General features: G+C 48.9%; 11 protein-coding genes. 9 read left to right on the top strand and 2 right to left on the bottom strand.

Annotated elements, in window-relative coordinates; translation table 11 throughout:
• The first annotated feature begins 120 nt into the window (after positions 1-120).
• The 9 genes from VFS25_RS06150 to VFS25_RS06110 all read left to right on the top strand — a co-directional run bounded on the left by VFS25_RS06150 (position 121) and on the right by VFS25_RS06110 (position 8,809).
• Complete coding sequence (locus VFS25_RS06150) at positions 121-348, top strand: hypothetical protein (RefSeq protein WP_326461246.1); 228 nt, start codon at positions 121-123, stop codon at positions 346-348.
• 44 nt (positions 349-392) lie between these two features.
• Positions 393-623: a hypothetical protein gene (locus tag VFS25_RS06145; protein WP_326461245.1), complete on the top strand. Its 231-nt coding sequence runs from the start codon at positions 393-395 to the stop codon at positions 621-623.
• A gap of 442 nt (positions 624-1,065) precedes the next feature.
• The gene (locus VFS25_RS06140; RefSeq protein WP_326461244.1) at positions 1,066-1,890 is read left to right on the top strand and encodes a prephenate dehydratase; all 825 of its coding nucleotides are present in this window, start codon (positions 1,066-1,068) and stop codon (positions 1,888-1,890) included.
• A 31-nt stretch (positions 1,891-1,921) separates the two neighbouring features.
• Positions 1,922-3,094: a pyridoxal phosphate-dependent aminotransferase gene (locus tag VFS25_RS06135; RefSeq protein WP_326461243.1), complete on the top strand. Its 1,173-nt coding sequence runs from the start codon at positions 1,922-1,924 to the stop codon at positions 3,092-3,094.
• A gap of 113 nt (positions 3,095-3,207) precedes the next feature.
• The gene (locus VFS25_RS06130; protein WP_326461242.1) at positions 3,208-4,050 is read left to right on the top strand and encodes a prephenate dehydrogenase; all 843 of its coding nucleotides are present in this window, start codon (positions 3,208-3,210) and stop codon (positions 4,048-4,050) included.
• Between the two features lie 149 nt (positions 4,051-4,199).
• Entirely contained in the window at positions 4,200-5,297 is a 1,098-nt protein-coding gene (locus VFS25_RS06125; protein ID WP_326461241.1) for a chorismate mutase, read from the top strand.
• A 107-nt stretch (positions 5,298-5,404) separates the two neighbouring features.
• Positions 5,405-6,430, top strand: coding sequence for a 3-dehydroquinate synthase (aroB, locus tag VFS25_RS06120; RefSeq protein WP_326461240.1), 1,026 nt, complete (start codon positions 5,405-5,407; stop codon positions 6,428-6,430).
• A gap of 46 nt (positions 6,431-6,476) precedes the next feature.
• Entirely contained in the window at positions 6,477-7,754 is a 1,278-nt protein-coding gene (gene aroA / locus VFS25_RS06115) for a 3-phosphoshikimate 1-carboxyvinyltransferase (RefSeq protein ID WP_326461239.1), read from the top strand.
• A gap of 62 nt (positions 7,755-7,816) precedes the next feature.
• Entirely contained in the window at positions 7,817-8,809 is a 993-nt protein-coding gene (locus VFS25_RS06110; protein ID WP_326461238.1) for a chorismate synthase, read from the top strand.
• Between the two features lie 192 nt (positions 8,810-9,001).
• On the opposite strand, the gene VFS25_RS06105 is transcribed toward VFS25_RS06110, so the two are convergent.
• A complete protein-coding gene (locus VFS25_RS06105) occupies positions 9,002-9,712 on the bottom strand; it encodes an FKBP-type peptidyl-prolyl cis-trans isomerase (RefSeq protein WP_326461237.1) in 711 nt (236 codons plus the stop codon).
• 222 nt (positions 9,713-9,934) lie between these two features.
• On the bottom strand, positions 9,935-11,555 hold a 1,621-nt coding region (locus VFS25_RS06100; RefSeq protein WP_326461236.1), incomplete at its 5' end, for a CocE/NonD family hydrolase.

Below are 11,555 nucleotides of genomic sequence, written 5' to 3'. Positions count from 1 at the left end.
AGTTATGGTGCTTTTGGTAACCCAAAGTACCAAAAAAAATTTTTTTCAAAAGATGGGTTACCTTTTCCCGAACCAGGTATAAAGAAGAAATTATTTCCAAAACCTTAAAATCATTGTACAATGAAAAACACTCTGAAAATTGGCTTTTTAGCACTGGCTTTCGGTTTATTTGTAGCAGCTTGCGGTTCTGGCGCTGGTACCGGCGAATCTACTGACTCTGCTGCAACTTCCGCTACTGAATCTATCGATTCTACTGCTGCTGCTGCTGATTCTGCTGTTAACGCTGTTGCTGACTCAGCTAAAATGGCTGTTGATTCTGCTGCTGCTGACACCAGCAAAGCTCACTAAGGCAAGCAAAAAAGGTTTTTTTATAAAAAGGCCGTTCTGCATATGTGGAACGGCCTTTTGTAGCTTCGCGGCACGGCTTTAATAGAAAAAAAGGTGGCCGCCTTCCGCTTAATTTGTTTTTTTTGGGCCTGATTATTATGCCACTGGTGACAGGCCGTACGACCTTCTTTCCGGATGAATTATTATGCTATGGGCTGTTGCTGTTTGCCGCGCCTTCTTTATCCGTCCGCCCTTTTTCTCCAAACCTGGCTTTCTTTTCTTCGTTTTTTGAATAAAAACTAGCTTTTAAGTGCTTTTATTAAATAAAATATAATTTTTGACGGTAGGGCTTGGATAATAAAAAGCGCGGCGTATTTTTGTCGGGCAAACAATCATACAATATGATACGCACTGCGACCTTTGGATACTTTTATGGTTTTTTTTATTTCTGGTTCCGGAAATAGGAGGTCGTTTGTAAGTATCAAAAATATAAAAGAAACTAGCAAAAGGGCCTCCTGAAAAAGGGGCCCTTTCTTATTTAAAAAATTAGCAATGTTACAGCGTCGTTCCGGTTTTTACTTTTACTACTTTTTCTTTTTCTTCTTTTATGTGGAGAAGGCCGGGACTCTTTTGTAATAACTAAAAAAATATAAACCAGTTACAAAAAAAGGGTCCCGGCTCCTCCGGGGCTTTTTTTATGGCTATATAACAACATCATAATACAGCAATTACATACCAATGAAAATAGGAATACAGGGTTTTGAAGGATCTTTTCACCAAATAGCGGCACAAAGCTATTTCAGCAAACAAACTGAGGTAGAATGCTGCGCCTCTTTTGCCGAACTGGTACGGAAAGTGAAGCATCAACCCGACGTAGACGGCGGAGTAATGGCCATTGAAAATTCCATTGCAGGCAGCATTTTACCTAATTACAGCCTGCTTAAAAATTCAGGGCTGCACGTGAACGGCGAAGTGTACCTGCAAATTAAACAGCAACTGATGGTGCTGCCCGGCCAAACGTTGGAGGATATACGGGAAGTGCATTCGCACCCCATGGCGTTGCTGCAATGCATGGACTTCCTGGAAAAATACCCGCACATTAAGCTGGTGGAAACAGAAGATACAGCCCTCAGCGCCAAACACGTGGCGCAAAAGAAGCTCAAAAGCACCGCTGCCATTGCCGGCAAGCTGGCCGCCGAGCTGTTTGGCCTGGATATTATTGCGCCCAACATCCACACCGCTAAAAACAACTATACGCGTTTCCTGGTGATCTCGCGCAATGGCGTAGCTCCTGCGCCGGATGCCAACAAAGCATCTGTTTACTTTCAAACATCCCATGAACGCGGCAGCCTGGCCAAAGTGCTTAGCAAAATAGCTGATGCCGGCATTAACCTGTCCAAACTGCAGTCATTTCCCATACCTGCCCGCGAGTGGACGTACTATTTTCATGCAGACATGGAGTTTGAGGACCTGGACCTTTTTAACAGGGGCCTTAAACATATAACCCCTTTAACAGAACACCTGGCAGTACTGGGTGTTTACAAAAAAGGAACAACGCATTAACCGCAAAAGGTAAAACCGCAATCCGGAATTTATGAATATACAGGTAGCCAAAAGATTACAGCACACAGAGGAGTACTACTTCTCAAAAAAGCTGCGGGAAATAGACGAGATGAACAAGGCCGGCGCCAGCGTAATTAACCTGGGCATTGGCAGCCCTGACCTTCCGCCGCACCCCTCTGTAATTGCCGCTTTGAACGAATATGCCCAAAAGCCCAATACCCATGCCTACCAGGGCTATAAAGGCATACCGGCATTGCGCGCAGCCATGGCAAACTGGTACAACCGGTTTTACGGTGTACACCTTGATGCAGATACTGAAGTGCTGCCGCTCATTGGCTCCAAAGAGGGCATCATGCACATTTGCATGACCTACCTGCAGGAAGGGGACGAAGCCCTGGTGCCTAACCCCGGCTACCCTACCTACCGCTCTGCCGTGCAGCTAAGCGGCGCTACCGTGGTTGACTATGACCTGGAAGAAAAGAACAGCTGGCTGCCGGACCTGGATGCCCTGTCAAAAAAAGACCTGGGCAAGGTAAAGCTCATGTGGGTGAATTACCCGCATATGCCTACCGGCGCGGTTACCAATACCGGTTTTGCGAAAAAGCTTATTGCATTTGCCAAACAGCATAACATCCTCATCTGTCATGATAACCCGTACAGCTTTATCCTGAATGATAAGCCGGAAAGCCTGCTCCAGGTTGAAGGTGCCAAAGACGTGGTGCTGGAGCTTAACTCCCTCAGCAAATCATCTAACATGGCTGGTTGGCGTGTAGGCATGCTGGTGGGTAAGGCTGCCTGGATCAATGAGGTATTGCGTTTTAAAAGCAATATGGATTCCGGTATGTTCCAGCCCGTGCAAATGGCTGCTGTAAAGGCGCTGGAGCTGGGGCAAGACTGGTACAACGAGCTGAATGCCATTTACCGCGCCCGCCGTAAAAAAGTATTTGAGCTGCTGGAGCTGCTGGGCTGCACCTTTGATACCAAACAGGTAGGCATGTTCGTATGGGCAAAAATACCGGCTACCGCAAAAGACGGTTATGCCATTACAGATGAAATACTGCAAAAGGCGCATGTGTTTATCACGCCCGGCGGCATCTTTGGCAGCAATGGCAACGGCTATATCCGCGTGAGCTTATGTAAAGATGAAGCAGTGTTTACCGAAGCCATTAACCGGATTAAGGAAAAGGTAAAAGGCAAAAAGTAAAAAGCAAAAAGCAAAAGGTAAAAAGTAAAATCAAAAAAGTTTTGCTGCAATAAATGAGCTTAAACAACAAAACACAGGCATTCGTAATTCGTAATTGATAATTCGTAATTGAAATGGTCGTAGCTATAATAGGCGTTGGTTTAATAGGAGGGTCGCTGGCAATTAGCCTGAAGGAGAAAGGCATGGCCAGCCGGGTGATAGGCGTTGATCAGCAGGAGCAGAACCTGCAGAAAGCACTGGCGTTAAAGATTATCGACGAAGCGGCCACCCTGGATGTTGCCCTGCAGCAGGCGCAGCTGATTATACTGGCCATACCGGTTGACGCGTTGCTGCTGCTGCTGCCTGCCATACTGGATAAAATACAGCCGCAGCAGATAGTGATGGATGTGGGATCTACCAAAAAGAAAATATTAGAACTCGTTGCCGGTCATCCCAACAGGGGACGCTTTGTAGCGGCCCATCCCATGGCCGGCACCGAGTATTCCGGCCCCGAAGCTGCCATACCCAACCTGTTTACCAACCGCACCATGGTGTTGTGCGATGTGAAGAACAGCGATGAAGATGCGCTGGAAATAATAGAAACGCTGGTAGAAACCCTGCAGATGCGCCTGGTGTATATGAATGCCGAAGAGCACGACCTGCACACCGCTTACGTATCGCACATATCCCATATCACCTCTTTTGCGCTGGCGTTAACAGTATTGAAGAAGGAAAAGGAGCAGGGGCGTATTTTTGAGCTGGCCAGCGGTGGTTTTGAATCCACGGTGCGTTTGGCCAAAAGCTCGCCGGATATGTGGGTGCCCATTTTCAAGCATAACCGCAGCAATGTGCTGGATGTGCTGGATGAGCATATTCACCAGCTGCAGCAAATGAAGCAGCTGCTGGAAACAGAAGATTATGATACTTTTTATAAGCTGATCCAGAAATCCAACAAGATCAGGAAGATATTAAAATAAGTAAACGCCGCATGCCTGCGCTTATGCAAAGGCATACAGCATCACCTGAAACAAAAACAAAAATTAAAATAGCAGGCGCAAAGGGGCTTATCAGATCAAACAATCAGCGTTCAGCATTAAGCCTTCAGCGTTTAGCCAAAACGTACATTATGGAACAGATCTTAGCAAAAACAAAATTCGCTGATCCGTCATCTGACAAAAAGCCGCTGATTATCTCAGGGCCCTGCAGCGCAGAAACAGAAGAGCAAACGCTGGCCACCGCCCTGGCGCTGGCCAAAACCGGTAAGGTAGACGTATTACGCGCCGGTATATGGAAACCGCGTACCCGTCCCGGTTCCTTTGAAGGTATTGGCACCAAGGGCCTGCCCTGGCTGCAGAAAGCCAAAGAGCTGACCGGCATGCCGGTTGCTATAGAAGTAGCTACCGCTAAACAGGTAGAAGATGCGCTGCACTTTGGGGTTGACATTCTGTGGGTAGGCGCCCGTACTACGGTAAACCCGTTCTCTGTACAGGAAGTGGCCGACGCGCTGAGAGGCGTTGACACCACGGTGCTGATCAAAAATCCCATTAACCCCGACCTGGAGCTGTGGATTGGCGCAGTAGAGCGTATACAAAAAGCCGGTATCACCAAAGTGGGGTTAATACACCGCGGTTTTTCCAGCTATGGCAACACCGATTACCGTAACGCACCCATGTGGCACCTGCCTATTGAGCTGAAACGCCGTATGCCGGGGCTGCCCATGATCTGCGATCCCAGCCACATAGGCGGCCGCCGCGATATACTGCAGGAAATTGCACAGGAAGCCGTTGACCTGGATTATGACGGCCTGATGCTGGAAACACACGTTGATCCTGACAATGCGTGGAGCGACGCCAAGCAGCAGGTAACGCCGGAAAGGCTGGCCGAAATACTGGACGGTATTGTATGGCGTCATGAACGTACCGACCGTAAAGATTTTAACACTGCACTGGAAAAGCTGCGTGCGCAGATTAACCAGATAGATGATGAGATACTGCAGCTGTTAGGCAACCGTATGAAGGTGGCAGAAAAAATAGGGATGTACAAGAAAGAGAACAACATTACCATTCTGCAAACCAACCGCTGGAACGAGATACTGGACCGTGGCATTAAGAAAGGGGAGAAGCTGGGCCTTACCAAAGACTTCGTTCTGAAATATTTTGATGCCGTGCACCTGGAATCCATCAACCGCCAGAACCATGTAATGAACGACGATCAAAAAGCGTAAAGCAAAAAGTAAAAAGTAAAAGGTAAAAAGTAAAAAGCATTAGGTATATAAGTTAATTAGCTTTCAGCTTTCTGCTTTCAGGCTTTCCGCTTTCAGCTCCAAAAAATATGAAAACACTCAAGTATCAATTTCAGCAAAGCGCCACCACCTATTACATGGGCGAACAGCTTACGCAGCTGGGTAATTATGTGGATATGTCCAGGACCATACTGGTGATGGATGAAAACGTAGACCAGTTTCACGGCATGCGCCTGCCTGGCTGGAAAAAGCTGGTAATACCCGACGGGGAAGAGAACAAAAGCATGGAAGTGGTGGAGCAGATCGTGAACGGGCTTATTGAGCTGGAAGCAGACCGGAAAACTATGCTGGTAGGCATTGGCGGGGGTATGCTTACAGATCTTACGGGGTTTGCCGCCAGCATTTACATGCGGGGCATTCCCTTTGGCTTTGTGCCCTCTACGCTGTTAGCACAGGTAGATGCATCGCTGGGCGGTAAAAACGGCATCAGCCACGGTCAGCATAAGAACATGCTGGGCACCATTCGCCAGCCGGAGTTTATTTTGTTTGATTACACACTGCCGGCCACCATGCCGGATGAGGAGTGGCACAACGGTTTTGCGGAGATCATTAAGTATGCCTGCATCATGGATGCTGACCTGTTCAGCTACCTGGAGCAGCACCGCGAGAAAGCCCTGGAGCGCGATGTAACTGTGCTGGAGCATTTGGTGGAACGCTCTGTTGCGCTGAAGACCAAAGTAGTGCAGGAAGATGAGTTTGAAACCGGTATGCGGCGCTGGCTCAACTTCGGGCATACACTGGGCCACGCAGTGGAAAAAATAGAGCATATCGCGCATGGCAAAGCAGTAGCCATAGGTATGGTAGCTGCCGCTAAAATATCTGAAAAGCTGAGCGGCCTGCCGGTAGACGATACCAACCGCTTAATGCGTTTGATAAATGATTACCAGCTGCCGGTAACGCTTACCTCCGACAAGGATAAGGTGTTTGATATTTTCAGGCTGGACAAGAAGCGGGAAAAGAACGCCATTCATTTTGTGCTGCTGGAAACCATTGGTAAAGCAATTACCAAGCCCGTGCCCCTTGAGGAGCTGAAACAATTGTTGCAGGAACTGTAAACCGGAAGTAAACGCTGCTTCCACCATCAAAAAAGAAGAAAAGAAAATGCAAGTCATCGTATCACCAGGTGAAATAAAAGGTACTGTTACAGCCAACCCGTCAAAAAGCGCCATGCAGCGCGCTGTGGCGGCGGCTTTGCTAAGTAAGGGGAAAACGGTTATCCATAATCCCGGTTTAAGCAACGATTGCCTGGCAGCGCTGGAAGTAGCCGAGAACCTGGGTGCTAAAATAAAACGCGTAGCAGAAGATATAGAGATCACCAGCAATGGGGTAAAGCCTTTTTATGACAGCATTAACTGCGGGGAGTCCGGCCTGGGCATCCGCATGTTTACGCCCATAGCAGCGCTGGCAGATATTGCCATTACCATTGAAGGCCATGGTAGCTTAACTACCCGGCCTATGGGCTTTTTCGAAGAAGTGCTGCCACAGCTGGATGTTGAATGCACTACCCGGGAGGGTAAACTGCCTTTGCATATTAAAGGCCCCCTGCGGCCGAAAGATATTACTATTGACGGCTCGCTCAGCTCACAGTTTCTTACCGGCCTGCTAATGGCGTTTGGCGCTGCGGCGGAAAATGCCACCATCACCGTAAAGGACCTGAAAAGCAAGCCTTACATTGCGCTTACGTTGCAGCTGATGGAGCAGTTTGGCGTAAAAGTGGAGCAGCAGCACTTTGAAACTTTTCACTTTGGCAAAAAGCAAAGCTACCGCGCCGGCGAATACACCGTAGAGGGCGACTGGAGCGGCGCCGCCTTTTTGCTGGTAGCCGCTGCCGTAGCAGGCAAGGCAGAACTGCAGCACCTGAACACACAATCGGCCCAGTCGGATAAAGCCATACTGGAAGCGCTGGAAAAAGCAGGCGCACACATGATGCCCGGCGTGTTTACCGTAATAGTGGAGAAAGGAAAGCTGGAAGCCTTTACCTTTGATGCAACGGACTGCCCGGACCTTTTTCCCCCGCTGGTAGCGCTGGCTGCTAACTGCAATGGTACTACGAAAATAAAAGGAGTAAGCCGCCTGGCGCATAAGGAAAGCGACCGTGGTAAAACCCTGCAGGAAGAATTTGGTAAAATGGGCATCCGTATTGAGCTGGAGGGCGATGATATGTTAGTGCACGGCGGTACGGGCATTAAAGGTGCAAAGGTGCACTCCCACAACGATCACCGTATTGCTATGGCCTGCGCCGTAGCTGCTTTAACAGCCAGCGGGCCGGTAACTATTGAGAATGCAGAAGCTATTAACAAATCCTATCCTGAGTTTTTTGAACATTTGCAGAAGATAGGCGCTGAGGTGAAATATGCAGATACTGCAATTAAGAATTAATAATTAAGAATTAATAATGAAGGTGGGGCTGCGCCCTTTACCTTGTATGTAAACTAGCTACAATGAATGGTTTTGGACGCATATTCCGGGTGAATGTTTTTGGTGAATCACACGGCGCCAGCGTAGGCGTAAATATTGACGGCGTGCCGGCGGGTATTCCGCTGCAGCAGGCCGATTTTTTGCCCGACCTGGAGCGGCGTAAAGGCGGCGCAAGAGGCACTACCCCGCGAAAGGAGGAAGACCTGCCGTTCATTAAATCCGGTGTGTTTAACGACCGCACCACCGGCGCACCCATTACCATTTTATTTGAGAACAACAATACCCGCAGCGCCGACTATGAGAAGCTGCGTGAGTTTCCCCGGCCCGGCCATGCGGATTTTGTAGCCACCAAAAAGTTCGGCGGCTTTGAAGACTACCGTGGTGGCGGCCATTTCAGCGGCCGGTTAACCCTGAACCTGGTAGCCGCGGGTGTGATCGCTAAAAAGATATTAGGCAGCAATATTACCGTAGCCGCCGCCTTAAAGGAGGTAGGCGGTTATGCTGATCCTGAGGAAGGACTGGAAGCTGCTATTGCCGCTAAAGACTCTGTAGGCGGCATTGTAGAATGCGTTGTGGATGGCCTGCCTATTGGCCTGGGCGAGCCCTTTTTTGACTCTGTAGAATCCTGCATTGCGCATGCAGCCTTTTCTATACCGGCCGTTAAAGGCGTTGAGTTTGGCGCCGGCTTTGCAGCTGCCCGCATGAAAGGCCTGGAGCATAACGACCCTATTATAGACACTACCGGCAAAACCGCTACCAACAATGCCGGTGGCGTAGTAGGCGGCATTACCAACGGCAACCCGCTGGTGTTCCGTGTAGCAGTGAAACCTACCAGCAGCACTCCCAAAGAGCAGCAAACCTTAAATATAAAAAGCGGGGAGGTGGAAACCTTTAGCGTAAAAGGCCGCCATGACCTGTGCATTGCCCTGCGCGTACCCGTAGTGCTGGAAGCAGTAACCGCCATGGTGCTGGCAGACCTGATGCTGCTGGAACAACGCGTACACAGAGTGTGTTAAATGTGCAGATATGCAGATGTGCAAATGTGCAGATGAGTTGAACAACTGCTTTGAATAAAAATAAAAATGTGCAGATAATTGAATGATCCATTCAATCCATCTGCACATTTTTATTTAAACATTAATTAATTCATTTGCAATCTCCACAACATCTGCATATCTGCACATTTGCACATTTGCATATCTGCACATCTATTTTTCTATTTCCAGCAGCTCCACGTCAAATATCAGCGTGCTGCCAGGGCCAATTTTAGGGCCTGCCTGGCGGTCGCCATAGGCCAGGTCGGCGGGAATGAACAGGCGCCATTTGGAGCCAACCGGCATTAGCTGCAGGGCTTCGGTCCACCCTTTTATTACGCCGCCTACCGGGAAGCTTACCGGCTGTCCCCTGTCCACTGAGCTGTCAAACACAGTACCGTCAATTAATGTACCGTGGTAATGCGTTTTTACTTTATCCGCAGCTGTGGGTTTGGGACCGGTACCTTCTTTCAGTACGAGATATTGTAAGCCATCGGGCAGTGTAACCACGCCGGGCCTGGTTTTATTTTCTGCCAGGAATTTTTCGCCGGCTTCTTTATTCCTGGCAACTTTTTCGCTTTTCAGCTTTTGGAGGTATTCACTGATACTCATATCACATTGTTCTTTTGTTAATAATGGCTTTTGATCTTTGGTAGCATCCTGTATTGCCTTCATGAGCATAGCGGTATTCAGGTTATCCAGGCCTTGTGCTTTCAGGGTTCTCCCTATATCCTGTCCAATAGCATAGCTTACAGAATCCAGCTTGGTTTTCAGTGCAGGTGCGGCGGCCGTTTTTGCCTTTGGTTTTGCCTTGGTTTTTGTTTGTGCAAAGCCCTGGAAGCTCAACAGGCCTATGGCCCCCAGGAACAGGATTTTTCTGATCATAAATTGTAAAAATATAAGCAGAAAGATAATGAATAATTAAAAATTAATAATTAATAATAAAGCAGGCGTTGAGACTATCGTAAAACCGGTTGGCTATTGGGCAAACGGCAGGTAGATTGAAGTGTAAATGGTTTATACAAAGCTTCATGGCTATTATAAAAAACAGCGGCGGTGTAACTAAAACACCGCCGCTGAGTATTATTAATTATTCATTCTTAATTGTTAATTCTTAATAAGGGGTAACAGCACGCTGGAAGGATGTGCAGCATCGTGGTAAATGCGGATGGTGGCTTTGCGGAAGTCCGAATCGCTGCAATGGTATATATCGGTGAACTGCTGCGGGTTACGGTCAACCAGCGGGAACCAGGTGCTTTGTACCTGCACCATAATGCGGTGGCCTTTCTTAAAAGTATGCGCTACATCCGGCATGCTGAACTTTACAGGGGTAGGCTGGCCGGGTACAAAGGGTTCCGGCTTTTCAAAGCTGTTACGGAACTTGCCGCGCATTACCTCTCCGCGTACCAGCATCTGGTAGCCGCCCATGGGGTAGGTGGCAGAGGGCACACGCCGGTGCTCGGTGGCTGCATCAGGTCCATAGGTAAAATCATCAGGAAATACATCTATAAGCTTCACAATAAAATCCGCATCTGTGCCGCTGGTGCTTACCACCAGGCTTGCCTGCAAGGGACCTGCCAAGGTAACATCTTCAGTAAGGGTATCTGTTTCAAATACAACCACATCCGGGCGCCGGGCGGCAAAGCGCTGGTCGTCTGTCATATAGTTAATAGTGCGGGTAAAATGCACACCGTCGGCATAAGGCACAGGTTTGGCAGGGTCGCTTATATACTCGCTAAAGCTGTTGGCGCCGGTGGGTTTGTTAAAACTCAGCCTGCCATTGTTTTGCAGGTAAACGGGAGTGGGCTGCATATCTGCCGGCGGCCATACGGGCAGCTTTTTCCACTGGTTTTCGCCGGTGAAGAAAACGGTGGCTTCGGCAATCTCCGGAGCAGCGCCTTCTCCTTTGAGGTAATAATCAAAAAACGGAATTTCCACGTTTTGCTGATACCATGCTGCAGTATTGCTGTTGAACTGCACATTGCCCAGGTGGGTGCCGTCTTTTGAAGCCCATTGGCCGTGGTACCAGGGACCCATCACAATGCGGTTATTGGTACCGGTGCTTTGCTTTTCAATGGCCTTGTAAGTGTTCCATGCGCCAAAACAATCTTCCGCGTCAAACAGGCCGCCTACTTCGAGCATGGCCGGCTGCACGTGCTGCAGGTGCGGCCGTACGTTGCGGGCCTTCCACCATGCGTCCAGGTTAGGATGTGCGTACAGGTCTTTCCAGAAAGCAATACTGTCGCCCATCAGGCGGGCAAAGTTTTTGAGGGCGCCGGTTTCCAGGTAAAACTTATAGTTGTCGTGGGTGTAATAGTCAAAATCTTTAGGCCCAACAGTGGTGGGTTGGGGGCGTGGCTTACCAAAGGAGGTGTAAAAAGAAAACCCGTCCATAACAAAAAAAGCGCCGTTATGATGAAAGTCGTCGCCATGGAACCAGTCTGTTACCGGCGCCTGCGGGCTTACGGCCTTTAAGGCCGGGTGGCCGCTTAACGCAGCCATGGTGCTGTAAAAGCCCGGGTATGAAATGCCAAACACGCCTACCTTGCCGTTATTACCGGTTAGGTTTTTCACCAGCCAGTCAATGGTGTCGTAAGTATCGCTGGCTTCGTCAATATCGTTGCGGCCCTTTTTATTGGGGTTGTAGGGCCGTACGTCCATAAAGGTGCCTTCGCTCATCCAGCGGCCTCTTACATCCTGGGTGATCATGATATATCCTGCCTTCAGG

This window comes from Chitinophaga sp. (assembly GCF_035761305.1).
Lineage (GTDB): Bacteria > Bacteroidota > Bacteroidia > Chitinophagales > Chitinophagaceae > Chitinophaga.
This window is presented reverse-complemented; position numbering and strand designations above follow the sequence as displayed.